The 26,392-nt window shown below is 74.9% G+C and carries 23 protein-coding genes; 12 read left to right on the forward strand and 11 right to left on the reverse strand.

Annotation, left to right across the window (positions count from 1 at the left end):
- Positions 1-41 precede the first annotated feature (41 nt).
- From H7X46_RS21065 to H7X46_RS21075, 3 genes are read left to right on the forward strand one after another with little or no spacing between them, the layout of a single operon-like run.
- Positions 42-785, forward strand: a complete 744-nt coding sequence (locus tag H7X46_RS21065; RefSeq protein ID WP_370588886.1) for a methyltransferase domain-containing protein — start codon at positions 42-44, stop codon at positions 783-785.
- Positions 782-2,293: a 1,4-alpha-glucan branching protein domain-containing protein gene (locus tag H7X46_RS21070; RefSeq protein WP_186361044.1), complete on the forward strand. Its 1,512-nt coding sequence runs from the start codon at positions 782-784 to the stop codon at positions 2,291-2,293. The genes H7X46_RS21065 and H7X46_RS21070 overlap by 4 nt, the downstream gene beginning before the upstream one ends.
- 32 nt (positions 2,294-2,325) lie before the next feature.
- Positions 2,326-3,573, forward strand: a complete 1,248-nt coding sequence (locus H7X46_RS21075; RefSeq protein WP_186361045.1) for a glycosyltransferase family 4 protein — start codon at positions 2,326-2,328, stop codon at positions 3,571-3,573.
- Positions 3,574-3,595: 22 nt separating this feature from the next.
- On the opposite strand, the gene H7X46_RS21080 is transcribed toward H7X46_RS21075, so the two are convergent.
- Positions 3,596-4,303 (reverse strand): acyltransferase, encoded by a 708-nt coding sequence (locus tag H7X46_RS21080; RefSeq protein WP_186361046.1) that lies wholly within the window; start codon positions 4,301-4,303, stop codon positions 3,596-3,598.
- Positions 4,304-4,548: 245 nt separating this feature from the next.
- Between H7X46_RS21080 and H7X46_RS21085 the strand changes: the two genes are divergently transcribed.
- Entirely contained in the window at positions 4,549-4,752 is a 204-nt protein-coding gene (locus tag H7X46_RS21085; RefSeq protein WP_186361047.1) for a hypothetical protein, read from the forward strand.
- Positions 4,753-4,789: 37 nt separating this feature from the next.
- Positions 4,790-5,737, forward strand: a complete 948-nt coding sequence (locus H7X46_RS21090; RefSeq protein WP_186361048.1) for a nucleoside hydrolase — start codon at positions 4,790-4,792, stop codon at positions 5,735-5,737.
- Here the strand turns inward: H7X46_RS21090 and H7X46_RS30855 are convergent.
- From H7X46_RS30855 to H7X46_RS21125, 7 genes are all read right to left on the reverse strand, one after another.
- Positions 5,710-6,330, reverse strand: coding sequence for a response regulator transcription factor (locus H7X46_RS30855; protein WP_186361049.1), 621 nt, complete (start codon positions 6,328-6,330; stop codon positions 5,710-5,712). The genes H7X46_RS21090 and H7X46_RS30855 overlap by 28 nt on opposite strands.
- A 112-nt stretch (positions 6,331-6,442) precedes the next feature.
- Positions 6,443-7,051: a VTT domain-containing protein gene (locus tag H7X46_RS21100; RefSeq protein WP_186361050.1), complete on the reverse strand. Its 609-nt coding sequence runs from the start codon at positions 7,049-7,051 to the stop codon at positions 6,443-6,445.
- A gap of 103 nt (positions 7,052-7,154) precedes the next feature.
- Positions 7,155-7,793, reverse strand: a complete 639-nt coding sequence (locus tag H7X46_RS21105) for a response regulator transcription factor (RefSeq protein ID WP_255426761.1) — start codon at positions 7,791-7,793, stop codon at positions 7,155-7,157.
- A gap of 23 nt (positions 7,794-7,816) precedes the next feature.
- Entirely contained in the window at positions 7,817-9,001 is a 1,185-nt protein-coding gene (gene macS / locus H7X46_RS21110) for a MacS family sensor histidine kinase (RefSeq protein ID WP_186361052.1), read from the reverse strand.
- Positions 8,998-9,954 (reverse strand): class I SAM-dependent methyltransferase, encoded by a 957-nt coding sequence (locus H7X46_RS21115; protein ID WP_186361053.1) that lies wholly within the window; start codon positions 9,952-9,954, stop codon positions 8,998-9,000. Before H7X46_RS21115 ends, macS begins: the two co-directional genes overlap by 4 nt.
- A 150-nt stretch (positions 9,955-10,104) precedes the next feature.
- Entirely contained in the window at positions 10,105-10,884 is a 780-nt protein-coding gene (locus H7X46_RS21120) for an enoyl-CoA hydratase/isomerase family protein (protein WP_186361054.1), read from the reverse strand.
- A 32-nt stretch (positions 10,885-10,916) separates the two neighbouring features.
- The gene (locus H7X46_RS21125; RefSeq protein ID WP_186362806.1) at positions 10,917-11,687 is read right to left on the reverse strand and encodes an ABC transporter ATP-binding protein; all 771 of its coding nucleotides are present in this window, start codon (positions 11,685-11,687) and stop codon (positions 10,917-10,919) included.
- Between the two features lie 97 nt (positions 11,688-11,784).
- On the opposite strand from H7X46_RS21125, the gene glgX reads away from it, so the two are divergent.
- From glgX to H7X46_RS21140, 3 genes are all read left to right on the forward strand, one after another.
- Positions 11,785-13,809: a glycogen debranching protein GlgX gene (gene glgX / locus H7X46_RS21130; RefSeq protein ID WP_186361055.1), complete on the forward strand. Its 2,025-nt coding sequence runs from the start codon at positions 11,785-11,787 to the stop codon at positions 13,807-13,809.
- Between the two features lie 230 nt (positions 13,810-14,039).
- Complete coding sequence (locus H7X46_RS21135; RefSeq protein WP_186361056.1) at positions 14,040-14,261, forward strand: zinc ribbon domain-containing protein; 222 nt, start codon at positions 14,040-14,042, stop codon at positions 14,259-14,261.
- A 77-nt stretch (positions 14,262-14,338) separates the two neighbouring features.
- A complete protein-coding gene (locus H7X46_RS21140; protein WP_186361057.1) occupies positions 14,339-14,863 on the forward strand; it encodes a hypothetical protein in 525 nt (174 codons plus the stop codon).
- A 24-nt stretch (positions 14,864-14,887) separates the two neighbouring features.
- On the opposite strand, the gene glgP is transcribed toward H7X46_RS21140, so the two are convergent.
- Positions 14,888-17,473 carry an alpha-glucan family phosphorylase gene (gene glgP / locus H7X46_RS21145; protein ID WP_186361058.1) on the reverse strand — a complete coding sequence of 862 codons (2,586 nt, stop codon included), beginning with the start codon at positions 17,471-17,473 and terminating at the stop codon, positions 14,888-14,890.
- 223 nt (positions 17,474-17,696) lie between these two features.
- Between glgP and H7X46_RS21150 the strand changes: the two genes are divergently transcribed.
- Positions 17,697-19,688, forward strand: a complete 1,992-nt coding sequence (locus H7X46_RS21150) for an alpha-1,4-glucan--maltose-1-phosphate maltosyltransferase (RefSeq protein ID WP_186361059.1) — start codon at positions 17,697-17,699, stop codon at positions 19,686-19,688.
- Between the two features lie 413 nt (positions 19,689-20,101).
- On the opposite strand, the gene H7X46_RS29980 is transcribed toward H7X46_RS21150, so the two are convergent.
- Entirely contained in the window at positions 20,102-20,248 is a 147-nt protein-coding gene (locus H7X46_RS29980) for a hypothetical protein (protein ID WP_255426184.1), read from the reverse strand.
- A gap of 132 nt (positions 20,249-20,380) precedes the next feature.
- A complete protein-coding gene (gene treS, locus H7X46_RS21160; RefSeq protein ID WP_370588887.1) occupies positions 20,381-22,672 on the reverse strand; it encodes a maltose alpha-D-glucosyltransferase in 2,292 nt (763 codons plus the stop codon).
- A 334-nt stretch (positions 22,673-23,006) separates the two neighbouring features.
- Here treS and H7X46_RS21165 point away from each other — a divergent pair, with 334 nt between their 5' ends.
- The 3 genes from H7X46_RS21165 (at position 23,007) to H7X46_RS21175 (ending at position 26,388) form a co-directional block, all read left to right on the forward strand.
- Entirely contained in the window at positions 23,007-24,380 is a 1,374-nt protein-coding gene (locus H7X46_RS21165) for an aminoglycoside phosphotransferase (RefSeq protein ID WP_370588888.1), read from the forward strand.
- A 143-nt stretch (positions 24,381-24,523) separates the two neighbouring features.
- Positions 24,524-25,159: a hypothetical protein gene (locus H7X46_RS21170; RefSeq protein WP_370588889.1), complete on the forward strand. Its 636-nt coding sequence runs from the start codon at positions 24,524-24,526 to the stop codon at positions 25,157-25,159.
- Positions 25,147-26,388 (forward strand): glycosyltransferase, encoded by a 1,242-nt coding sequence (locus tag H7X46_RS21175; RefSeq protein WP_186361062.1) that lies wholly within the window; start codon positions 25,147-25,149, stop codon positions 26,386-26,388. Before H7X46_RS21170 ends, H7X46_RS21175 begins: the two co-directional genes overlap by 13 nt.
- Positions 26,389-26,392 lie beyond the last annotated feature (4 nt).

Genomic DNA, 26,392 nt, shown 5'->3' on the forward strand with positions numbered 1-26,392 from the left:
GGGTGGCCGGCGTCCCGGTGGCGCGTGATGGAGTCTCGACCGTGACCAGCAGCCTGCCCCTGACCGGGGAGCGGACCGTCCCCGGCGTCGCGCACGAGAACTACTGGTTCCGGCGCCACGAGGTCGTCTACGCCGCGATCGCCGCCGACTGCTCGGGTGCGGCGGTGCTCGAGGCCGGCTGCGGCGAGGGCTACGGCGCCGCCCTGCTCGCCGGGACCGCGCGGCGGGTGCTGGCGCTCGACTACGACGAGACGACCGTCGCGCACGTCCGCCGCCGCTACCCGCGGGTGGCCGTGGCCCGGGCCAACCTGGTGGCGCTGCCGGTCCCGGACGCCGCCGTCGACGTCGTCGTCTCGCTGCAGGTCATCGAGCACCTGTGGGAGCAGGAGCGGTTCCTCGGCGAGTGCCGGCGGGTGCTGCGCCCGGGCGGGACGCTGATCGTCTCGACGCCGAACCGGATCACGTTCTCGCCGGGCCGGGACACCCCGCTCAACCCGTTCCACACCCGCGAGCTGGACCCGCGGGAGCTGGCCGGGCTGGTGCACGACGCCGGGTTCTCCCCGGTGGCGGTCCGCGGGCTGCACCACGGCCCCCGGCTGCGCGCGATGGACGCCCGGCACGGCGGGCTGATCGAGGCGCAGACCCGGCTGGCGCTGTCCGGCACGCCGTGGCCCGCGGAGCTGGCCGCGGACGTCGCGGCCGTGAGGAGCTCGGACTTCGCGCTGCACGACCGCGACCTCGACCGCTCGCTCGACCTGCTGGTCACGGCGGTACGCCCACGATGACGCCGCCAGTCGGGACGTTCTGCCTGGTCCTGCACTCGCACCTGCCGCTGCTGGCCCGGCACGGGCGCTGGCCGGTCGGCGAGGAGTGGCTCTACCAGTCGTGGGCGCAGTCCTACCTGCCGGTGGTGGCGACGCTGCGCCGGCTCGCCGCCGAGGGGCACGGCCAGCTGGCGACGCTCGGGGTCACCCCGGTGCTGGCCGCCCAGCTCGACGACCCGTACTGCCTGCGCGGGGTGCACGACTGGCTGGGCGGCTGGACGCTGCGGGCGCACTCGGCGGCGGCCCGGCTGCCCGACCTCGCCGCGCACGAGCACCGGGTGTCGACGGCCGCGACCGAGGAGTTCGAGGCGCACTGGCGGCACGGCGGCTCCCCGGCCCTGCGCGCGCTGCGCGACACCGGTGCGGTCGAGCTGCTCGGCGGGCCGGCCGCGCACCCGTTCCAGCCGCTCCTGGCGCCGCGGGTCCGGCGGTTCTCGCTGCGGGCGGGGCTGGCCGACCACGCGCTGCGGCTCGGCGCGCGGCCGGCCGGGATCTGGGCCCCCGAGTGCGGCTTCGCGCCGGGCATGGAGCACGACTACGCCGGCGCCGGCGTGCGCCGGTTCCTCGTCGACGGTCCCGCACTGCGCGGCGACACCGCGCTCGCCCGGCCGGTCGGGGACTCGGACGTGCTGTGCGTGGGCCGCGACCTCGACGTCACCTACCGGGTCTGGTCGCCGCGCAAGGGCTATCCCGGATCGGCCGAGTACCGCGACTTCCACACCTGGGACCACCCGTCGGGGCTCAAACCGGCCCGGGTCACCGGGCGGCGGGTGCCGCCGGAACGCAAGAAGCCCTACTCCCCCGCGCTCGCCGCCCGGGCCGTGGAGCGGGACGCGCAGGACTTCGTCGCCACCGTCGTCGCCCGGCTGCGGGCGCTGCGGGAGTCCACCGGGCGGCCCGCGCTGACCGTCGCCGCGTTCGACACGGAGCTGTTCGGCCACTGGTGGCACGAGGGCCCGGACTGGCTGGCGGCGGTGCTGCGCCTGCTGCCCGCGGCCGGGGTGGCGGTGCGGACGCTGGGCGGCGCGATCGACGACGGCCTGGTCGGCAACCCGGTGGCGCTGCCGGAGTGCTCCTGGGGCTCGGGCAAGGACTGGCGGGTCTGGGCGGGCCCGCAGGTCGCCGACGTCGTGGCGGGCAACGACGCGGTGCAGCACGACCTGCTGTCCGCCGTGGACGCCGACCGGACGGGACCGGGCCGGGACCCGCTGGCGGACCTGCTCGCCGACCAGGCGTTGCACGCGCTGTCCAGCGACTGGGCGTTCATGGTCACCAAGGACTCCGCGGCCGGCTACGCCCGAGCCCGTGCGGCGCTGCACGCCGGCCGGGTCGCCGAGCTGTCCGGGCTGCTGCGGGCCGGCCGCCGGCGGGCGGCGCACCGCCGGGTCGCGCAGTGGGCCGACACCCCGGCACCCGCGTTCGGGCACGTCGACGCCCGTGACCTCGCCCACATCGCTACCCCGGGGTAACCGGCGGTACGGCGTTTGCCAGTATCTCCACGATGCGGGTGCTGATGCTCAGCTGGGAGTTCCCGCCGGTCGTCGTCGGCGGGCTGGGCCGGCACGTGCACGCGCTGGCCCGCGAGCTCGCCGTGGCCGGGCACGACGTCGTCGTCCTGTCCCGGGCGCCCACCGGCACGGACGCGGGCACCCACCCGACCGTCGCCGAGACCGTCGACGGTGTGCGGGTGCTGCGCGTCGCCGAGGACCCGCCGCACCTGGACTTCTCGCACGATCTCGTGGCCTGGACCCTCGGGATGGGGCACGGCCTGCTGCGGCACGCGCTCACCGAGCTCCTGCCGCGCTGGCGCCCGGACGTCGTGCACGCCCACGACTGGCTGGTCGCGCACCCGGCGATCGCGCTGGCCGACGTCGCGGGTGTCCCGCTGGTCGCGACCCTGCACGCCACCGAGGCCGGCCGGCACTCGGGCTGGCTGCCGGGCCCGATGAACCGCCAGGTGCACTCCACCGAGTGGTGGCTGGCCCACCGCGCGGACGAGGTGATCACCTGCTCGGCGGCGATGCGCGCCGAGGCGGCGACGCTGTACGACCTCGACGCCGGCGCCGTCCACGTGGTGCACAACGGCATCGACCCCGGGCGCTGGCGGACCCGCTCCCGGGCGGCGCCACCGGTACCCGGCCGCGGGCCACGGCTCGTCTACTTCGGACGCCTGGAGTACGAGAAGGGCGTCCAGGACCTGATCGCGGCGCTGCCCCGGATCCGGCGCCGGCACCGCGGGACGCGGCTGCTCGTCGCCGGGACCGGCACCCAGCAGGAGATGCTGGCGGCCCGGGCGGCCGAGCACCGGGTGAAGACCGCGGTGGACTTCCTCGGGCACCTGCCCGACGCCGAGCTGACCGGGCTGCTCCGCGGCGCCGACGCCGTCGTGCTGCCCAGCCGGTACGAGCCGTTCGGGATCGTGGCCCTCGAGGCCGCGGCCGTCGGCGCGACGCTGGTCGCGTCCACCGCGGGCGGGCTCGGCGAGCTCGTGCGCGACGGCGAGACCGGGCTCGGTTTCGCGCCCGGGGACGTGCCCGGGATCGTCGAGGCCGTCGACCGGGCGCTGGCCGACCCGCGGGCCGCGCGGCGCCGGGCCCGGGCTGCGCGCGCCCGCCTGCGCACCGACTTCGCCTGGCCGGCGATCGCGGCCCGCACCGCGCAGATCTACGCCGGGGCCGTCGCAGGCGGTGCCCGGGACCTGCCCCGCCCGAAGATCCCGACCGGCAACCTGTTCGGCCGGGAGCCCTGAGCCGCGCGCTCCCCGGGGCGGGTCAGGCCCGGTCGAGGCGGGTGCGCAGGGCCCGGTCGGCCTTGCGGGCCATGTCGGCGACGGCGGCGCGCTGCGCGGCGGCGGCCTCGTAGTCGGCGCGCCGGTCCCGCACCACCCGGGCCGGGGTGCCGACGGCGATCGAGTCGGCCGGGAGGTCGCCGCGGGCGACGGCGTGCGCGCCCAGCACCGAGCCTGAGCCGATCCGGGTGCCGCGCAGCACCGTCGTCTTCACCCCCAGCCAGCAGCCCTCCCCGATCCGCACCGGCGCTTTCACGATGCCCTGGTCCTTGATCGGCCGGTGCACGTCGGAGGTGCGGTGGTCGAAGTCGGTGACGTACACCCAGTCCGCGACCAGGGTCGCCGCGCCCAGCTCGACGTCGAGGTAGCAGTTCACGGTGTTGTTCCGGCCGAAGACGACCTTGTCGCCGATCCGCATCGAGCCCTCGTGGCAGCGCAGCGCGGTGCCGTCGCCGATGTGCACCCAGCGCCCGATCTCCAGCCGGCCGAACCCGGGCCGGGCCTCGATCGTGACCCCCTTGCCGAGGAAGACCATGCCGCGCAGCACGACGTGCGGCTGCCGGATGCGCAGCACCAGCAGCCGCCAGTACCGCAGCAGGTACCACGGCGTGAACGCCCGGTGGCGCAGGATCCAGCGCAGCGAGGTCAGGGTGAACAGCCGGGCCTGCTCCGGATCGGGCTGCGGTCGCACGGGAGGAGACCCTAGTGCCCCGTCAGGCAGCGTTCGGCACGGAACTCGGCGGCCCAGGCGCCCGCCGACGGCGTTGCCGACCAGGCCGAGTACCTCCGGTACTGGGCCCGGCCGGCGCCTTGCCGGCGAACCCCTGGATCCACCGATTTCCGCACCAACGTTGCCTGACGAGGCACTCGGCGTGTGCACCGGGTGTTCCGCGGGTACCTCCCGGCGGGCACCACCGACCCGAGGGAGCACAGCACGTGAGCGAGCACCGCGAGCCCGACGACGGATCCGACGTCGGCACCGGCGAGCTGACGGCCGGGGGCACCGGCACCGTCCGCGACGAGCAGGACCACGCGGGCCGGCCCCGCCCCGCCGCGGGCACCGACGACGCCGGCGCCACCGAGGCCGCCGCCCGCGAGCTGGACGCCGAGAACGAGGACGAGCCCACCCGCACCGAGTGAGCCACGGGACACTGGGCCGGTCGTTAGGCTGCCGCCCGTGAGCCCGCGCCCGCTGATCATCGACACCGACCCGGGTGTGGACGACGCCGTCGCGCTCGTCCTGGCCCTGCGCAGCCCGGAGGTGGACGTCCGGGCGGTCGTCGCTGCGTACGGCAACGTGGGGCTGCCGCGCACCCTCGACAACGCCGGCCGGCTGCTCGCCCTCGCCGGCCGCGACGACGTCCCGCTCGGCGTCGGTGCGGACCGGCCGCTGGTGCACCGGCTGGAGCGCCGCGCCGGGCACGTGCACGGCGCCGACGGGCTCGGCGGGCGTGCCGCGCACCTGCCGGGTCCGGTCGCGCCGCGGCCCGGGTCCGGGATCGCGCTGATGGCCCGGGTCCTGGAGGAGGCGACCGAGCCGGTCACGATCGCCTCGATCGGCCCGCTCACCGACACCGCGCTGCTGCTCGCGACCCATCCGGGCCTGGCGGACCGGATCGAGCGGGTCGTGGTGATGGGCGGGGCGATCGGCGGCGGGAACGTCACCGGTGCCGCGGAGTTCAACGTGCACGCCGACCCGGAGGCCGCGCACCGCGTCCTCACCCAGGACCGGGTGCCGGTCGCGCTGGTGCCGCTCGAGACCACGCTGACCTGCGCGGCCGGGCCCGACTGGGTGGCCGCGCTGGCCGGAGCGGACCCGGTGTGCGCCGAGCTCGCGGCGATGATCGCGCCGTACCGGGACCACTACCGCGACCGGTACGGCCGTGACATGGTCGCCCTGCACGACGCGGTCGCGCTGCTGGAGTGCGTCGCCCCCGGGTCGCTGGCCGCGGCCCCGGCCCCGCTCGCCGTCGACACCGGGTTCGGCCCGGCTCGCGGCGCGACCGTCCCGCAGCAGGTCCCGGAGGGCCCGCCGGTCGACGTCCTGTCCGCACCGGACGTCCCGGCCGTCCTCGACGCCGTCCTGGGGCGGCTGACCTACGCGAGCCCCTTCTCGATGGCGTAGCGGACCAGCGCACCCCGCCCGGGCACGTCGAACTTGCGCAGCAGCCGCTGCACGTGGTTCTCCACGGTGCGTGGCGAGAGCACCAGGCGGGCCGCGATCTGCCGCGCGGTCAGGCCCTCCACGACGAGCCGCAGCACCTCGGCCTCGCGCGGGCTGAGCTCCGGCACGGCGTGGGCGGGTGCGGCCACCGACTCCAGGACGACGGCGGCCAGGCCCGGCGAGAACGCGGGCCGCCCCGCGGCCGCGGCCCGGGCGAGCTCCGCCAGCTCGGCCGGGTCCGCGGTCGTCGCCACCCCGGTGGCACCGGCCCGGACGGCGTCGAGCACCAGGGTGTGGTCGGCGTCCGGCGCGGCGACCGCGAGCACCGGTGTCCCGGGAAGCCGGGCGACCAGCGCCTCGATCACCGGCAGGGCCACCTCGCAGGGCGCGGCCAGATCGACCAGCACCAGGGCCGGCGCCTGCCGGGCGACGGCGGCGGCGACCGCCTCGGGCGGGCCGAGCGGGACGCGACCGGCGACCCGCGGCCCCGCGGGCACGTCCGCGTCCCCCACCACGACGACGGCGCGGGCCCGGTCGGTGTGGTCGTGGTGCACGTGCCGGTCTCCCGCTTCCCGTCCGATTCGCCCGGACCGGCCAGCCTGCCATGCCGCACGGCGCGACGGGCACGGCCGAACGTGCGGTACGCGGCCCGGGGCCGCCGGACCGTCAGGCGGCCGGGGTGACGCGGCGGCGGGCACGCAGGAGGCGCCGGGTCACGGCCGCGACGGCCCCGACGACCACCGCGAGCCCGATCCCGGCGAGCACCGACCGCACCGGGTCACCCCCGGTGAACGGCCCCACGGCCACCCCGATCCCGGTCATCCACCCGCTCCACAGCACCGAGCTGGCCAGCGTCGCGGGCAGGAACGCGCGCAGCGGGAGGCGGACCCGGCCGGCCGCCGTCACGCTCGCGAGCCGCCCGCCCGGCACCAGCCGGGTCGCGACCAGGGCGAGGATCGGACGCCGGTGCAGGTGCCGCCGCACCCACGCGCCCACGCCGTCGTCCCGCGCGCGGCCGCGCACGATCGTGTGCGACGAGCGCCCGGCGCCGTACAGCAGGCCGTCGCCGAGCAGCGACCCGGCCACGGCGGCACCGAACAGGGCGGCGATCCGCCAGCGGTCGCCGTCGGCGAGTGCGGACGCGGCCGCGCTGAACAGCACCGGTTCGCTGGGCAGGAACGGCATCGGGCCGTCACACAGCACGGCGAGCGTGAGGAACGGCAGCAGCCACGGGCTGTCCAGCAGGTACCCGATCAGCGCGGTCGGGTCGGTCACGGGGGCTCCAGGGGCGGCGTCGGGCGGGGCGGGGCCGAGTCTGCCCGGTGTCGTGATCCGATCGTGACCCGGGTGGCCGGCGCGGAGCGGTTCAGTCGGCGAGTCAGTCGGCGAGCCCCTGCTCGATCGCGTACCGGACGAGCTGGCTGCGGTTGTGCAGCTGCAGCTTGCGCAGGGTGTTCTGCACGTGGCTCTCCACGGTGCGGTGCGACACCACGAGCTTCGCGGCGATCTGCTTGGCCGTCAGGCCCTTCGCGACGAGCCGCAGCACCTCGGTCTCCCGCTCGGTCAGCGCGGGGACCGCGGGCGCGCCGTCGGCCGGCGCGGGGCCCTCGGCGAGGCGCCGGTACTCGCCCAGCACCAGCCCGGCGAGGCCGGGGGTGAACACCGCCACGCCGCGGGCCGTGCGCCGGATCGCGTCGATCAGCTCGTCGACCCCGGCGGACTTCACCAGGTAGCCGAGCGCGCCCGCCTTCAGCGCCTCCAGGACGTCCGCGTGCTCGCCGGACGCCGACAGCACCAGCACCCGGGTGTCCGGGCTCTTCTGCGCGATCTCCGCGATCGCCTCCACACCGGACGTCCGGCCCAGGTTGAGATCCATGAGCACGACGTCCGGCCGGACCGCGGTGGCGATCCGCACCGAGGCCGGGCCGTCCGGGGCGGTGGCGACGACGTCGAGCCCCCGCTCGGTCAGGTCCCGGGCCACCCCCTCGCGCCAGATCGGGTGGTCGTCGACGACCATCACCCTGACCGGTGTCTCCTCGCTCACGTGTCCCCCCTGTGCAGCCGGATGACCCATTCAGTACCGACGTCCGGACCCGTGTCCAGCGTCAGCGTGCCGCCGATCTCCTCGACCCGGCCGCGGATCGAGCGGGACACGCCCAGCCGCCCCTCCGCCTCGGCCTCGGCGAGGCGGCCCTCGGGGATCCCCGGCCCGTCGTCGCGCACGCTGACCTCGACCGCACCGGGCAGCTCCTCCACCAGCACCCACGCGCGGGCGGCCGGCCCGGCGTGCAGGGCGACGTTGGCCAGCGCCGCCCGCACGGCACCCTCCACCTCGTCGACGACGGCCGCGGGGAACTCGACCGGGCGTCCCGGCGCCGCCACGGTCACCCGCTCCGAGGCGAGGATCCGCAGCGCGGCGGCGAGGTCGCGCCGGCCGTGCGCGTCGGTCGTCCCGGAGCCGCTGAGCAGGGCCCGCACCGCGGTCTCCTGCTCCCCGGCCAGCACACCCAGCTCGGTGGCGGCCCCGCCGATCTCGGCGCCGCGCCGCCGGACGTGCGCGAGGACCTGCAGGACGCCGTCGTGGATGGACCGGGTGAGCCGCTCCCGCTCCGCGGCGGCGGCCTGCTCGGCGGCGAGGCGGCGCAGCCGGGACGCGGTGCGTTCCAGCACGTGCGAGGCGAACCCGACGGTCAGCCCGGCCAGCACGAGCAGCTGGATGTCGCCCAGCTCGAGGACGCCGAAGCGCTCCTTGGACAGCACCAGGGCAGCGGAGATCACCAGCGCGGCGGCCGTCCCGCCGCGGACGCGGTACGCGACCGCGCAGGCCAGCACCGCCCCGGACGTCCAGATCGACCCCATGCCGGGCCCGCCCGCGTCGAGGTGGTCCACCCGCACGACCCACGGGGTCGTGGCCATGATCGCGACACAGACCGCGAGATCGGCCAGGGCGAGCCGCCCCCGCCGGTCCGGGGCGCCCGGCAGCCCGCCCAGGTAGCCCCAGGACGTCACCGCCGTCCAGGCCGCCATCACCAGCAGCACGCCGACGGCGGCCGCGGGACGCTCGTAGCCGCTGCCGAGGTGGTACACCGTCACGCCGGCGACGGTGAGCAGCGTCAGCAGCCGGTAGGCGATGACCCCGCGCCAGAACGGCTCCAGCGGGTGCTCCACGTCGACGAGTGTCGCGCCCCGCACCCGCGAGCGGGCCCGTTCCGGCAATCCGGTCATCGCGGCGCGGTGCCGGTGATCAACGCGTTGTAGAACCAGCTGCGCGGCACGACCCGGGACAGGACGTGCGCGTCCAGCCAGGACAGCCGCTGCCAGCCGTGGTAGGCGAACATCGCCCAGTTCCAGCCGAGCTTGCCGGCCGGGACGGCGGCCTCGAACGTCCGCACCGGCCAGCCGAGCATCGCCGCCGAGAACTCCTCGGTGCTGGCCCGCACGGACTCGAACCCGGCGGCGCGGGCGGTGCGCTCCAGGTCGGCCGGGTCGAACGTGTGGATGTCCACGACCGACTCCAGCGCGGCCGCGCGGGACGACTCGTCGAGCTCGTGCTGGGGGCGCCGCCAGCCCTGCAGCGGCGGCAGCTTCGTCAGCGTCGTGGTGGCCTTCCAGGTCCACTGCCCCAGCGTGCGCGCGTAGGCGTCGCCGACGGTCGTCGGCTCGCCGGCGAAGACGAACCGGCCACCCGGCTCCAGCACCCGGTGCACCTCGCGCAGCGCGGCCGCCACGTCCGGGATGTGGTGCAGCACGGCGTGCCCGACGACGAGGTCGAAGCTGTCGTCCGGGAACGGGATGTGCTCGCCGTCGACGACCCGGCCCTCGACGTCGAGGCCGAGGCCCTCCGCGTTGCGCGTCGCGGCAGCCACCATGCCCGGGGAGAGGTCGGTGACGACGCCGCGCTCGGCCACCCCGGCCTGCATGAGGTTGAGCAGGAAGAACCCGGTACCGCTGCCCAGCTCCAGTGCCCGCAGGTAGGGACGCCCGTCCCACGGGGCGGCGGCGCGGAACCGGCCGACGGCGTAGTCGATGCAGCGCTCGTCGTAGCTGATCGACCACTTCTCGTCGTAGGTGCCCGCCTCCCAGTCGTGGTAGAGCACGTTGGCGAGTTTCGGGTCGTGCCAGGCCGCCTCGACCTGCTCGGCGGTGGCGTGCGGGGTGGGCGCCGGGTCCGAACTCATGAGTAGGAGTCTGGCAGAGCGGCCCGGCGTGCCACGACCTGCTCCCGGCCGCTCCGCTCAGCATCGATGTTCGCTCCGCAAGCTCCGCTCAGCATCGATGTTCGCTCCGCAAGCTCCGCTCAGCATCGATGTTCGCTCCGCAAGCTCCGCTCAGCGGCCGGTGAAGGTCGCCTTCCCGGGGCCGCTCTCGACGAACGACGCCATGCCGGCCTTCGCGTCGTCGGAGGCGAAGACCCCGGCGAACAGCTCGGACTCGAGGTCCAGACCGGTGCGCAGGTCGGTCTCCAGGCCGTTGTCGATCGCCTTCTTCGCCGCGGCGTAGGCCAGCGCGGGCCCCTGGGCGAACTGCGCCGCCCAGGCCACGGCCCGCGGGTAGACCTCGTCGGCGCCGACGACCTCGTCCACCAGGCCGATCTCCAGCGCCTCCTCGGCGGCGACCATCCGGCCGGTGAAGATCAGGTCCTTGGTGCGCGGGGCACCGATCAGCCGGGCGGCCCGCTGGGTGCCGCCACCACCCGGGAAGATCCCCAGCAGGATCTCCGGGAAGCCGAGCTTGGCGTTGTCGCCCGCGATCCGGCGGTCGGCACCGAGCGCGATCTCCAGCCCGCCGCCGAGCGCGTAGCCGGTCACCGCGGCCACCGTCGGCTTCGGGATCGTCGAGATCGCCCCCAGCCCGGCGGACAGGCTGCGGGCCTGCGGCGCCATGTCCGCGTAGGACATCGCCGCCATCTCCTTGACGTCCGCCCCGGCGGCGAAGGTCTTCTCTCCACCGTGGACGACGACGGCGCGCACGTCGGCGCGGGCGCTCGCCTCGGCGGCCACCTCCAGCAGCTCACCCTGGATCTGCCGGTTCAGGGCGTTCATCGGCGGGCGGTCGATCCGGATCGTCCCGACGCCGTCGTCCACGGACAGGCTCACGAATTCGGTCACGCCGCGGACCCTAACGGGGACGTGGCGACGGGTCAGCGCCTGCGGTAGGCGCCGAACCGCCCGCCGTCGCGCCGCTCGACCGTCAGCGGCAGCCCGAAGGTCTCCGACAGCGGCTCGGAGGTCATCACCTCGTCGAGCAGCCCGGCGGCGACGACCTTGCCGTCGCGCAGCAGCAGCCCGTGCGTGTAGCCCGGCGGGATCTCCTCGACGTGGTGGGTGACCAGCACCGACGCCGGCGCGTCCGGGTCCTCGGCCAGGTCCGACAGCCGGGCGACGAGGTCCTCGCGCCCGCCGAGGTCCAGCCCTGCGGCCGGCTCGTCGAGCAGCAGCAGCTCCGGGTCGGTCATCAGCGCCCGGGCGATCATGGTGCGCTTGCGCTCGCCCTCGGACAGGGTCCCGTAGGCGCGGCCGGCCAGCGGGCCCATCCCGAGCTGGGCGAGCAGCTGGTGCGCGCGGCCGGTGTCCTGGTTCTCGTACTCCTCCCGCCAGCGGCCCAGCACGCCGTACCCGGCCGAGACGACGACGTCGGCGACCTTCTCGTCACCGGGGATCCGGATGCCGAGGTGCGCCGAGGTGAGGCCGATCCGCGGGCGCAGCTCGAACACGTTGACCCGGCCCATCCGTTCGCCGAGCACGTGCACGACGCCGGAGGTCGGGTGCAGCTCGGCGGCGGCCAGGCGGAGCAGGGTCGTCTTGCCGGCGCCGTTCGGGCCGAGCACCACCCAGCGCTCGTCCAGCTCGACCCGCCAGTCGACGGCGTCGAGCAGCGTGGTGGAGCCGCGCCGGACGGTCGCGGCGTCCATCCCGACGACGAGGTCCTCGTCGTCGACGGCAGTGCTGGTTGTGACGCCGGACGCGGGCGAGGTTCGGGGCGAAGTCACGGCCCTATCCTGGCCGATCGTGCCTGTCTTCCCGCTCGGTGCCCACCCCGACGACCACGGGACCCGCTTCGCGGTCGCCTCGACCAGCGCGGAGATGGTCGAGGTGTGCCTGGTCGACGGCCCGGAGCACGGCGGAGCCGGGGAGCTGACCGAGCGCCGGGTCGAGCTGGTCGAGCACACGTTCGGCGTCTGGCACGGGCACGTGCCCGGGGTGAAGCCGGGGCAGCGCTACGGCTACCGCGTGCACGGGCCGTACCGGCCGTTCCACGGGCTGCGGGCCAACCCCCACAAGATCCTCGTCGACCCGTACGCGACCCGGATCACGGGTGCGGTGACCGATGTCGTCGCGGCCCGCGGCTGGCACGGCGACCCGATGTCCGGACCGCCCAGCACCCGCGACTCGCTCGGCTCGGTGCCGCTGTCGGTGGTCACCGCGCCGGACCTCGCGCCCCGCCCGCCCCGCCCGGACGTGCCCTGGTCCGAGACCGTGATCTCGGAGATCCACGTCAAGGGCTGGACGGCGCTGCACCCCGAGGTCCCCGAGGCGCACCGCGGCACCTACCTCGGGCTGGCGCACCCGGCCGTGATCGCGCACCTGCAGCGGATCGGGATCACCGCCGTCGAGCTGCTGCCGGTGCAGGCGAACGCGCCCGAGCCGCCACTGCTGGAACGCGGCGCGGTGAACTACTGGGGCTACTCCACGCTCGGGTTCCTCGCCCCGCACCCCGGCTACGCCGCCGTCGAGGGCAACGAGGCCGCCGAGTTCCGCTACCTCGTCGACGCCCTGCACGCGGCCGGGATCGAGGTGATCCTCGACATCGTCCCGAACCACACCTGCGAGGGCGGGGTCGGCGGCACGACGCTGTCCTACCGCGGGCTGGACGCGCCGGCGTACTACTCGCTGGGCGGCTCGGGCCACGACGCCGACATCACCGGCACCGGGAACACCCTCGACGCCGGCTCGCCGACGGTGATCCGACTGGTCTGCGACGCGATGCGGCACTGGGTGCACGCCTACGGTGTCGACGGCTTCCGGGTCGACCTCGCCTCGGTGCTGGGCCGCCCGCGGTCGGGCGTGTTCTCGCCGGACTCCGCGCTGCTCACGGCGATCGCCCAGGACCCGACGCTGTCGACCTGCAAGCTGATCGCCGAGCCGTGGGACGCGACCGGGGAGGGCTACCGCGTCGGCGGGTTCGGCGTGGCCTGGTCGGAGTGGAACGGGCGCTACCGCGACGCCGTCCGGGACTTCTGGCGCGGGAACGGCGGCGGGATCGCCGAGCTCGCGTCCCGGCTCACCGGCAGCTCCGACATCTACGCGGCGTCCGGGCGGCGGCCGTGGGCCTCGGTCAACTTCGTGACCGCGCACGACGGCTTCACGCTGCGCGACCTCGTCTCCTACGAGCGCAAGCACAACGAGGGCAACGGCGAGAACAACCGCGACGGCACCGACGACAACCGCTCGCAGAACTTCGGGGCCGAGGGCGAGACCGACGACGCCGGCATCCGCGCCGCCCGGCTCGCCACCGCGCGCGCGATGCTGGCGACCCTGCTTCTCTCGATCGGCACCCCCATGATCACCGGCGGGGACGAGCGCTGGCGCACCCAGGGCGGCAACAACAACCCGTACTGCCGCGACGACGAGACGTCCTGGGTGGACTGGACCGCGAGCGCCGAGACCGCCGCGCTGGAGGCGTTCACCGCGAAGGTGGCCGCGCTGCGCCGGGAGTCCCCGGTCCTGCACCGCGACCAGTTCTACGTCGACGGCGAGGTCCTCTGGTGGGATCCCTCCGGGCGGCCGATGGAACCCGCCGACTGGCACGACGGGGACCGGCAGACCCTGGTCGTGCTGCTCGCCGACTACTGGCTGCTCGTGATGCACGCCGGGGACAAGCCGGTGGATTGCGTGCTCCCGGCCGGGCACTCCTTCGACCCGGTCCTGGACTCCACGACCGACGACGGCGAGCCCGCCGACGCCTCGCCGGTCGACGCCGGGGCGACGGTCGTGCTCCCGCCGCGCTCGGTACGCCTCCTGCGCAGCCGGTAGCCCGTCCGGCACCCGGCCTCCCCGATCGGGCGTCGTCGCCTGCTTCGACCCGCGCTGGAACCAGCCGGCCGACACCGGTGGCGGCACCGGGCTGCACTACGTCCACGACGTGCGCGACGCGGTCGGCGGGCAGGTCGGCGGGGGACGACCACCGACTCGGCGGCCGGGGTCTTCAGCGCCGACCGGTCGCCCGGGTTCTGCCGGGTCTCGCGGCGGCGCATAATCCCGGCATGCCGCGCTACGAGTTCCGCTGCCGGGAGTGCAGCTCGACGTTCGAGGTGGACCGCCCGATGGCGGCGGCCTCGGATCCGGCGCCCTGTCCGGTCGGGCACGCCGACACCGTCAAGCTGCTGTCCACCGTCGCACTGGGCGGACGGGCCGGCAGCGGGGCGCCCGCGCCGCTCCCGGCCGGGGGCGGGGGCTGCTGCGGCGGAGGGTGCTGCGGGGGCTGACGGCCGCGCCGTCACACCGGCCACTCCGGACACGACACCACGGGCAACCGGTGCCGCGTCGAGGCGAGGAGTCCGCGATGGACGTTCCCACCGGGCGGGCCGCCTGCGCCCGCCTCCACACCGGCCTCGGCCGTGCTCTGGCGGTGGCCGTGCTGCTCACCGCGTGTTCGGGCGCCCCGGCACTCACGCCCGCGACCTCCGTGGCCACCGCACCCGGGCCGACCGCACCGCTGAGCAGCCACACGCCCGCCGGGACCGCCGCAGCCGGGCCGGAGCCGGTGCTCGGCGCGGCCCGGCCGCGGGCGAGCGGGCTCGGCACTGCACGCCCGTCCGTGATCGACCTGGGCGGGGCGAGCTCCACCGGCGTCGTCGAGGATGTCGTCTGGCAGTCCTGGGGCACGCCGACCGCCACCGGGACCGGCACCGCCGCGTACGCCGCGCCGGGCGAGGCTCTCGCGGCGGCGACCCGGCAGCGGGCGGCCGTGGTCGCCTCCGACCTCGGGACCTGCGACGGCCGGCCCGCCTACCGGTCGCTGACCTGGTACTTCCCCCAGCACGGGGAGGTCCCGGACGCGCGTCCCCCGCTGGACGTCTGCCCGTGAGTGGTTCGGAGGGCCCCGGCCCTCCTAACCACTCACGGGCGGCTCCGCCGCCACCACGATCCGGCCCAGCTCCACCGACGACGCCAGGTGCGGGTGGTGCGGCAGCACGCGGACCGTGTAGCCGGTCAGCCCGGCGTGCGGCAGCGGCACCTCGACCTCCCAGCTGCCGTTGCCGCGGTGCTCCATCGCGGCGGTCACCGGGTCCGCGAGCTCGTCGGCGTCGTTCACCCGCCCGACGACGGCCTCCACCACGACGTCCGAGGGGTCCAGTCCGGCCAGCTCCACCCCGGCTCGCACCGTCATCGGCGATCCCACGACCGGGGTGTCGGGCAGCCCGGAGGCGTCGACACCGGTGATCCGCACGTGGTTCCAGGCCTTGGTCAGCCGGGCCCGGTACTGGGCGAGGTCCCGGGCCGCGGCGTAGTCGTCGGCCGCGGCGTCGGCGGCGGCGCGGGCCGCCGGGGCGTACCAGTCCTGCACGTACTCGCCCACCATCCGGGTCGCCTGGACCTTCGGGCGCAGGGTGGTGAGGGTGTGACGCACCATCTCCACCCAGCGCAGCGGGACGCCGTCGGTGCGGTCGTAGAACGCCGGCCCGACCTGGGTGGCGATCAGCTCGTACAGGGCGTTGGCCTCCAGGTCGTCGCGCCGGGCCGGGTCCTCGACGCCGTCCGCGGTGGGGATCGCCCAGCCGTTGCCGCCGTCGTAGAACTCGTCCCACCAGCCGTCCCGGATGGACAGGTTCAGGCCGCCGTTCAGCGCGGACTTCATGCCCGAGGTCCCGCACGCCTCGAGCGGGCGCAGCGGGTTGTTCAGCCAGACGTCGCAGCCCCAGTACAGGTAGCGGGCCATCGACATGTCGTAGTCGGGCAGGAACACGATGCGGTGCCGGACACCGGCGTCGTCGGCGAACCGCACGATCTGCTGGATCAGCGCCTTGCCGCCGTCGTCGGCGGGGTGCGACTTCCCGGCGACGATCAGCTGGACCGGCTGGTGCGGGTCGAGCAGCAGGGCCCGCAGCCGCTCGGGGTCGCGCAGCATCAGGGTGAGCCGCTTGTAGGTGGGGACGCGGCGGGCGAAGCCGACCGTAAGCACGTCCGGATCGAACACGTGATCGGTCCAGCCGAGCTCCGGCTCGGACGCGCCGCGTTCCAGCCAGGCCGCCTTCACCCGGCGCCGTACCTCGTCGACCAGCCGGGACCGCAGCGTGTTCCGCAGCGCCCACAGGTCGGCGTCGGAGGTGCCGCGGACCTCGTCGCCCGGCTCCCCGATCACCTCGGTGACCTGACCGGCCTCCCAGGTGGGGCCGTGCACACCGTTGGTGACCGACCCGATCGGCACCTCGTCGCGGTCGAAGCCCGACCACAACCCGCCGAACATCTCGCGGGACACGATCCCGTGCAGCCGGGAGACGCCGTTGGCGCGCTGGGCCAGGCGCAGGCCCATGTGTGCCATGTTGAACATCTCCGGGTCGTCCTCCGAGCCGAGCGCGAGCAGCCGGTCGGTCGGCAGCCCCGGCAGCAGCCGGTCGGTCAGGTAGTGCCGGACCAGGTCGATGCCGAACCGGTCGATGCCGGCCGGCACCGGGGTGTGGGTGGTGAACACCGTCCCGGCGCGGACGGCGGCGAGCGCCTCGTCGAAGTCCAGCCCGGTCCCGGACGCGGTCGCCGCCGAGCTCGACGACGGGCCCGCCCCGTTCGACGTGACGGCCGCACCGGTGCACAGCTCCCGGATCCGCTCCAGCCCGAGGAAACCGGCGTGCCCCTCGTTGGTGTGGAAGACCTCGGGTGCCGGGTGCCCGGTCGTCCGGCAGAACGCCCGGACCGCGCGGACCCCGCCCACTCCGATCAGGATCTCCTGCTGGATGCGGTGGTTCTGGTCGCCGCCGTAGAGCCGGTCGGTGACCCCGCGCAGGTCGGGTTCGTTCTCCTCGATGTCGGTGTCGAGCAGCAGCAGCGGCACCCGCCCGACCCGGGCCAGCCAGATCCGCGCCGCCAGCGTCCGGTCGCCGGGCATCGCGACCCGCACCAGCACCGGGGCGCCGTCGGGCTCGGCGAGCAGCTGCAGCGGCAGCCCCTGCGGGTCGATCGCCGGGTAGTGCTCGAGCTGCCAGCCGTCGAGGGAGAGCGACTGCCGGAAGTACCCGGATCGGTACAGCAGTCCGACGCCGATCAGCGGGACGCCCAGGTCCGATGCCGCCTTGAGGTGGTCACCGGCCAGCACGCCGAGCCCGCCGGAGTAGTTGGGCAGCACCTCGGAGACGCCGAACTCCATCGAGAAGTAGGCGACGGCCGCGGGCAGCCGCGGGTCATGCTCGTCCTGGTACCAGCGCGGCTCGTCCAGGTAGCGCTCCAGGCCGGCCGCCTCCTCGGCGACCCGGGCCGCGACGGTCTCGTCCTCGGCGAGCTCGGCGAGCCGGTTGCTCGGGATCTCGCCGAGCAACCGGACCGGGTCGTGGCCGCAGGCGTCCCAGGCGTCCGGGTCGAGCGAGGCGAACAGGTCCCGGGTGGGCGCGTGCCACGTCCACCGCAGGTTCGTCGCCAGCGTCTGCAGCGGCGCGAGCGGCCCGGGGAGCTGGGCACGGACGGTGAATCGGCGGAGGGCTCTCACGGCGCGGACACTAGTCGTGACCGCGGCCGGGCGTCTCCCACCCCGCTCCGCGACCGCGGCCGGCGACCCACCCACGAACGATCACTGAACCGATGCCGAACGGCCCGTGCCGCGCCGTGTCCCGTCGCACACGACACTGGACCCGATGGGTACGGTTGTCCCGTGCGCCACACAGGTCCCGGCGTACACATCCGCTCGAATCAGGAACCGGGGGTGACGTCCGATGACGGGGCGGCTCGGGATCGACGACGTGACCCCGTTCGTGCAGACGGGCGACCCGGCGAAGGCGGTCGTCGGCGAGGTGGTCCCGATCCGGGCGACCGTGTGGCGCGAGGGCCACGACGCGGTCGCCGCGAACGTGGTGTTCACCCCGCTCGGCGCGAACGGCGAGCCCGGCACCCCGCGCTACGTGCGGATGCAGCCCGACGGGATCGGCACCGACCGGTTCGTCGCGTGGGTGTGCCCCGACGCCGAGGGCCGCTGGACGTTCCGGGTCGACGCCTGGAGCGACCCGTGGGCGACCTGGCGCTCGGGCGTCGAGAAGAAGCTCGCCGCCGGGCAGTCCGCCGACGAGCTGGCCAACGACCTCGAGCTCGGCGCCCGGCTGCTGTCCCGGGTCGGGCGGCGACCGTCCGAGAAGGACAGCCGGGACCTGCTCCTCGGTGCGGCGAACACCCTGCGGGACACCGCCCTTCCCCTGCGCGCGCGGGTCGCCCCGGCCCTGTTCGACGCCGTCGTGAAGATCATGACCGAGCGCCCGGTCCGGGAGCTGATCACGCACGGGCCGGAGCGGGAGATCCACGTCGACCGCAGGCGCGCCCTGTACGGCTCCTGGTACGAGTTCTTCCCGCGCTCGACCGGCGGGCGCGACGAGACCGGGCGGCCGGTGCACGGCACGTTCGCGACGGCGTCCAAGGAGCTGGACCGGGTCGCGCGGATGGGCTTCGACGTCGCCTACCTGCCGCCGATCCACCCGGTCGGCACGGTGCACCGCAAGGGCCGCAACAACTCCGTGCACGCCGAGCCGGGTGACGTCGGCTCGCCGTGGGCGATCGGCTCCGCCGCGGGCGGGCACGACGCCATCGATCCCGAGCTCGGCGACTTCGACGACTTCGACGCGTTCGTGGCCCGGGCCGGGGAGCTCGGCCTGGAGGTCGCGCTGGACCTCGCCCTGCAGTGCGCGCCGGACCACCCGTGGGTCGCCGCGCACCCGGAGTGGTTCACCGTCCGCCCGGACGGGACGATCGCCTACGCCGAGAACCCGCCGAAGCGCTACCAGGACATCTACCCGCTGAACTTCGACCGCGACCCGGAGGGCCTCTACGCCGAGTGCCTGCGCGTGGTCCTGCTCTGGGTCGAGCACGGCGTCACGATCTTCCGGGTCGACAACCCGCACACCAAGCCGCCGAACTTCTGGCACTGGCTGATCTGGGAGGTCAAGCACCGGCACCCCGAGGTGCTCTTCCTGGCCGAGGCGTTCACCCGCCCGGCCCGGCTGTTCGGGCTCGCACGGCTGGGCTTCACCCAGTCCTACACCTACTTCACGTGGCGGACCGAGAAGGACGAGCTGATCGACTTCGCCACGATGCACGCCGAGCACGCCGACGAGTGCCGGCCGAACCTGTTCACCAACACCCCGGACATCCTGCACGAGTCGCTGCAGACCGGTGGGCCGGCGATGTTCGCGATCCGCGCGACGCTGGCCGCGACGATGTCGCCGACGTGGGGGGTCTACTCCGGGTTCGAGCTGTTCGAGGGCACCCCGGTGAAGCCCGGCAGCGAGGAGTACCTCGACTCGGAGAAGTACGAGCTGCGCCCGCGCGACTTCGAGTCGGCGCTCAACCAGGGCCGGTCGCTGGAGCCCTACCTCACCCTGCTCAACGAGATCCGGCGCGCGCACCCGGCGCTGCAGCAGCTCCGCGAGATCCACTTCCACGAGGTCGACAACGACCGGCTGATCGCCTACTCCCGGCTCGACCCGGCGACCGGCGACCAGGTGCTCGTGGTGTGCACGCTGGACTCGTACGAGACGCAGCAGGGCACGGTCAAGCTGGACATGCCGGCGCTCGGGCTGCGCTACACCGACGTCGTCGACGTGCACGACGAGATCTCCGGCCAGACGTTCCGGTGGGGCGAGTACAACTTCGTCCGGCTGATCCCGCAGGACAGCGTGGCGCACGTGCTGCGGCTGCCGGCGCAGGTCCCGCTGGTCTGACCGGCGCGCCCGGGGGCGGCGTTCGCGTTTCCCGGGCACGACCGACATGCGCGTTGTCGCCCCCGATCGGGGCGAGTTCGCGCAGATCGACAGCCCGCCCGCTCGGCCGACACGCACGATTCCGCCCTCGACGGGGCAAGTTCGCGCAGATCGACTCCGCCGGAGCGGCCGACCAGCACGTTTCCGCCGTCGCCGGGGCGAATGAGCGCAGATCGACAGTCCGCGATCAGCCGACACGCACGTTCCCGCCCCGCTGCGGGCGAGTTCGTGCTGATCAGCGGTCGACGGGCCCGTCCTCGGCACCCGGACCCTCGACGGTGACCCACGCGGTCCGGGCCGTGTCGGTCAATCGCCGGTCATAGGTCACCAGCACCGTCGGCTCGCGACCAGCGCCGCGGTGTCGAGGTAGATCATCAGTAGCGCTCGTCGTCCCCCATCTCCCGGAGCACGGCGGTCGAGTCGGATGCGGCCGGTCCGCCCGGTCGGGGCGAGAGGCCGCGCCGGGTCGGCAGGGTCACCACCCCCTCGGAGACGAGGTCGGCGAGCGGGTGTGCCGGCACCGGCACGAGCCGCCCCGCTCGGTCACGTCGATCTCCTCGCCGCGCTCGACCCTGGCCAGCACACCCGCGGGGTGTCCTGGTTCAGCTCGCGAACGGCACCTCGGCCATGCCCGAACGGTACTACCGGATGTGCTACGAGTCCCGGTCGTCCTCCTCCGGCGGCGGCTCCAGCACCACCGCCGCCGAGCGGAACGGGGTCATGTCGAGGCGGAAGCCCTGCAGGTCGTCGACCGTCCCGACCGTCTCGGAGGAGAACAGGTCCACGACCGGGGAGCCCGGCGTGAAGTGGTCGGAACGCACGGCGGCGTCGACGTGCTCGTCGGAGAAGTTGAGCACGGTGGCCTGGGTCCGGCCGTCGTCGAGGACGTGCACCATGACCAGCAGGCCGCGGTGTGCGACGTCGGGGATGTCGACCTGCCGGGCCGTCGCCACGCCGCAGTGCTTGCGCACCTTCAGGATCGCCTGCATCTGCCGGGCGAAGCTGGTCTCGTCGGCGAGCTGGGAGGGCAGGGTCCCGTAGAGGCTGCGCCCGCGCGGCATCCCGGACGACGACGTCTGCGCGTCCGGCCGGTGCCCCATCAGGTCGTGCGCCGGCCGGGAGATCCACCGGGTGTCCCCGGAGGCGAGCAAGTCGGAGACCTGCTGCGGGGGCAGCGTCAGCATCCCGAGCAGGTCCCAGCCGGACAGCGCGAACACCCCGGGCTGGAACGCGTTGAACATGACCAGCAGCAGGTGCACCCGGCGGATCCGCTCGACGTCCTCGGGGCCGATGTCGTCGAGCGCCGGGATCCCCAGCGCCGCGGCGATCACGGTCGCCGTGGTGCAAGCGATCCCGTTCGTCGTGAAGATCAGGTTGTAGGGCGCGTCCGGCCCGGTCAGGTGCTCGCACAGGTCGCGCCGGATCGTGTCCGCCAGGTCGCCGCCGGTGATCTCCTCGCCACGGAAGTGGAAGACGTCGTCGGTGTGCCCGGCGGTCCAGTGCACGAGCTCGTAGGTGAGCTCGTCGTGGTTCTGCAACGCGTGCACCAGCGACGCTGGGTCGACCCCCAGGTCCAGCGCGGTGCGCAGGGTGAGCCGCAGGAACTCGGTGTCCGCGGTCGCCAGCGCGTGGTGGTAGGCGGGGCGGTTGACGAAGTCGTAGGACAGGTCCGCGCCGGCCTCGGAGGTGACCTTGATGTCGTCGACGGTCAGGTTCAGCTCCTGGAAGGTGAACCCGCCGACCTTGCGCACCATCGAGGCGATCAGGTGGTTCGCGGCCTCCGAGAGCGGGTGCCCCTCCGACCAGCCCGGCATCCCGCCTGCGGACTTCTCGACGCCGAGGAAGCCGTTCGCGTCCAGCCGCAGCGCCCCGGAGCCGAGGTCGGCCAGCGAGTGCAGGGCGTCGCCGATGACCATCCGCATCCCGGCGAACGTCGGGTCCAGCCAGTTCACCGAGGGCTGGCCGTCCTTGAAGTAGTGCAGGTAGACCCAGCGCCGGGTGACGCCGTCGGCCCCGGTCACCTCGCCGGTGGCCGACCAGTTGGTCTCCTTCACGCCCTCCCGGTAGAAGATCACCCGCTGCAGCGCGCCGACGATGTAGCCGGCCTTCTCCAGCGACTCCTCGGTGGCGACGTCGAGGTTCACCGAGTCCCGCCCGGCCGGGACCTCCGGAAGCATCCCCCAGTCGGCGGGCTCGATCTCGACCATGTGGTAGATGCCCGGGTAGTCGCCGTAGCCGAGCTCGGCGAGCCGGAAGTCGGGGCCCTTGCCGGTGTGCCCGGGCACGATGTCGTCGATGATCGTGCCGCCGTACCAGGTGGCGGTGGCGCACATGGCACGGAACTCGTCCTCGGTGCCGAACTCGGGATCGATCTCGTTGGAGATCCGGTCGAAGTGCCCGTCGACGCTCGGGGTCGGCTGCCAGCCGGTCAGCCCGCCCGCCTTCTTCACCGGCCCGGTGTGGACGGCCTCGATGCCGATCGTCTCGAACGCCTGCCAGAGCTCGGTGTCGCCCAGCGCGCCGAGGAACGACACGCCGTCGGCGGTGATCAGCGAGATCGGGTAGGCGGTGAACCACACCGACGCGGTCTCCACGGCGTGCCGCGGGCCGGGGCTGGCGAACGGGTTCTGCCACATCGAGCCCATGCCGGAGAACTGGCGGGCGAGCTCGTCGGCGTGCCCGAGCATCGACTGGGCCAGCAGCCACGACACGTACACCGGGTTCTCGCCGGTCGCGGGGCCGTCCTGGGCCACCGAGCGGCGCCGCACCGTGGACCGGACCCGGGTCCGGTGCCGCAGGGTGCGCGGCCGCGCCTCGTGGAAGTACTCCGCGAAGTTGACCTCCAGCGGTTCGTGCGCGTGCTCCGGTTCCGCAGGCTCCGCCACCGGATCGGCCGCCTGCCGGTCGGGCTCGGGGATCTGGGCCATCGGCTCTCGCTCGGTCACGCCGCCGGTCCTCCGGATCGCTGTCGGGGCCTCGCCGTGCCCGCGGTGCGACCCGACCGCGGTGCCGCACGCCGGACGTGCGGCACCCGTCGCGGAGCACGGGCACCGGGATCAGTATGGGTTTCCGGGCACGGGGATGCCCGGGCAGAACGTGGTGACCGCCCGTGACCAACCCGGTGGCTCACCGCCACGGACCGTACCAGTGGCCGGGGCGCGCACCAGGCCCGGATCGGCAGGTCCGGATAGGGTTCCCGGGGCGGAGCGTCGCGGCACGCCGCGACGGTGCCGCGCTGACCACGGCCGGGTGCACCGGCCGGCGAAAGGGGGACGACGCGTGCGGCCGATCGGAGCTTCCGACCACCTCTCGGCGCTGCCCGAGCTGCTCCGGAGCTGGCTCCCAGCGCGGCGCTGGTTCGCCGAGAAGGGACGGCCGCTGCAGGACGTCCGGGTCGCGTCCCGGGTCGCGCTGCCGCCGCCCCCCGGCCTGGCCGGGCTGGACGTCCTCGTGCTCGCCGTGTCCTTCGCCGACGGCCCGGACCGCCACTACCAGCTGCACCTGGCCCGCGCCGAGTCCGCCCCGCTCGGGGCCGCCCCGGTCGGCGAGCAGGGCGGCCACGTCCTCTACGACGGGCTGCACGACCCGGCCGTCACCGGCTGGATCCTGCGCGCGATCGCGGACGGGACCACGGTGGACGGCCTGGCCTTCGTCCCGGAGCCGGGTGCGGAGCTCCCGCTCACCGAGACCGGCCGGGTCGTCGACGCCGAGCAGTCCAACACCTCGGTCCGCTGGGGCGAGAGCTCGATCCTCAAGATCTACCGGCGGCTGTCCCCCGGCCTGAACCCGGACCTGGAGCTGCACCGCGCCCTGCGCGCGGCCGGCTCCACCTCCGTCGCCGCGCTGCAGGGCGGCATCGAGGGCTCGCTCGGCGGCGAGCCCGCCACCTACGGGCTGCTGCAGGAGTTCGCGGTCGGCTCGGAGGACGGCTGGGAGCTGGCCACCGCCGCGGTCCGGGACGGTGCCCCCTTCACCGCCGAGGCGCGGGCGCTCGGCGAGGCGCTCGCCGAGGTGCACGTCGCGCTGCGCGACGAGCTCGGCACCGCCGAGGCCGACCCGGCCGCGATGGCCGCGTACTGGACCCGGCGGTGCGAGACCGTCGCCGGGCAGGTGCCGGTGCTCGCCCCGCACGTCCCCGCGATCCGCGCCGTCTACGACGAGGTCGCCGCGCTCGGATCCCCGGTCGTCGTGCAGCGGGTGCACGGCGACCTGCACCTCGGCCAGACCCTGCGCCGCCCCGACGGCCGCTGGCTGATCATCGACTTCGAGGGCGAGCCGGCTGCCACCCCGGCCGAGCGCCGGGCGCCGGACGCGGCGGTGCGGGACGTCGTCGGGATGCTGTTCTCGTTCGACTACGCGGCGTTCCACCACCTGCTGACCCGCCCCGGCACCGACACGCCCGGGGAAGGTCTCGGTTCGGACACTCCGCAGGCGCGTGCGGCGCACGCCTGGTCGGCCCGCAACCGGGACGCCTTCTGCGACGGCTACGCCGCGCGCACCGGCTCCGACCCGCGCGCGCAGGCGGCGCTGCTGCGCGCCTACGAGCTGGACAAGGCCGTCTACCAGGTGCTCTACGAGACCCGCAGCCGCCCGACCTGGCTGCCGATCCCGCTGACGGCCATCGCCCGTAGCACGTCCGCGCCGCTCGCGTAACCCGGAAGCCACCGGACCTTCGCGATACCGACTCCCGGGCAACGCCCGACCCACCGGGCGACCGGCCGCGGGATCGTGGAATCCTCCGAGAAGGAGGATTTGACCATGACACGACAGCTCCGGGCGCACTCATGGCACCGGCCGTGAACGTCGCGTCCCCGGCGGTGGAGGAGGTGCTCGGACTGGTGCTCCGGCCGAGCCCCGGCACCGTCGGGATCGTGCTGGTCGCGCTCGCCGTCGGCGTGCTCCTCGAGGGCCCCGTCGTCACCGTCGTCGCCGGGTCGCTGGCCGGGGCCGGGCTGCTCGACTGGTGGGTGGTCTGGCTGGTCGTCCTCGCCGCCGACGTCGTCTCCGACACCGTCTTCTACCTGCTGGGCCGCGGCGGGCGGCGGCCCCGGGTGGCACCGCTGCTGGTGCGGCTCGGCCTCACCGACCGGCGCCGGGACGCGCTGTGCGACACCGTGCAGGACAAGCTCGGGAACGTGGTGACCGGGGCGAAGCTGGTCGACGTGGGTGCCATCCCCGCGTTCCTCGCCATCGGCCTGGCCGGGGTGCCCTACCACCGTTTCCTGGCATGGGCCGCTCCGGTCGCCGCCGTCCGGACGGCCGTGCTGGTCGCCGTCGGCTGGGGCGTCGGGGGCCGGTTCGCGTCGGAGCTCGCCGACCGGCCGTGGATCATCGTGGCGGTCGGTGCCGGAGCCGGCCTCGTCCTCATGGCCGGGCGCGCACTGTGGGTGCGCGTCGCGGCCCCGCGGAAGGAGAACGTGTGCGCGTCCTGATAGGCGCCGACACCTGGACCCCGAACGTCAACGGCGCCTGCTACGCCGCCCGCCGGCTGGCCGCCGGGCTGGCCGACCGCGGGCACGACGTGCACGTCGTCGCACCGGCGACCGGGTTCCGCAGCCGGCCCGCCGAGCGGGTCGGGCCGATCACCGAGCACCGGGTCCGCTCGATGCCGGTGCCGCGGCCCACCGGGTTCCGGATCTGTCCCCCGCCGGGCCTGCACCGCACCTGCCGTGCGCTGCTGCGGCGGGTCCGCCCGGACGTCGTGCACGTGCAGAGCCACATGATCCTCGGCCGGATGCTGCTGTCGGCGGCCCGGGAGCTCGGCATCCCGGCGATCGCGACCACGCACATGGTCCCGGACAACATCCTGCCCGCGATCAGCTTCCTGCACCTGCCGGCGGGCGGGCTCAAGCGGCTGTTCTGGTGGGACGCGGCGCGGGTGCTGGACCGGGCCGGCGTCGTCACCGCCCCGACCCCGCACGCGGCGATGCTCGCCGAGACCCACGGGGTGCCCGGCCCGGTGTTGCCGGTCTCGAACGGGCTCGACACGTCCCGGTTCCGGCCGGACGACGGGGAGCGCGGGCCGGCGTTCCGGGCCCGGCACGGCATCCCGGACGGCCCGCTGGTCGGCGTCGTGGGCCGGCTCGACCACGAGAAGCACGTCGACGAGATCATCCGGGCGCTCTCGGTCGTGCGGCGCAGCATCCCGGACGCCCGGCTGCTGGTCGTCGGCGACGGCAACGAGCAGGGCCGGCTGCTGGCCACGGTCCGCGCGGAGGGCCTCGAACGGGCGGTGACCTTCACCGGCCGGCTGCCCGACGACGAGCTCGCCGACGTCTACGCCGCGATCGACGTGTTCGTCAACGCGGGCACCGCCGAGCTGCAGAGCCTGGTCACGCTGGAGGCCATGGCCACCGCCCGGCCGGTCGTCGCCGTCGACGCGGGCGCGCTGCCGCACCTCGTGCGGCACGGCGAGAACGGCTTCCGCTACCCGCACGGCGACGTCGACGCGCTGGCCGCCCGCGTGGTGCAGGTGCTCGCCGACGCCGACGGTGCGGCCCGGATGGGCGAGGCCGGCCTGCGGATCGTCGCCGAGCACACGCTGCCGGCCACCCTCGACGCGTTCGAGTCCCTCTACCGTGCCCAGCGGGCCGCCCTGGTGCCCGACACCCGCCGCCGCGCCGACCGGCCCGGCCTGACCCGGACCGGCCGGGGACGCTGACGCC

It is taken from the genome of Pseudonocardia sp. C8, assembly GCF_014267175.1.
Lineage (GTDB): Bacteria > Actinomycetota > Actinomycetes > Mycobacteriales > Pseudonocardiaceae > Pseudonocardia.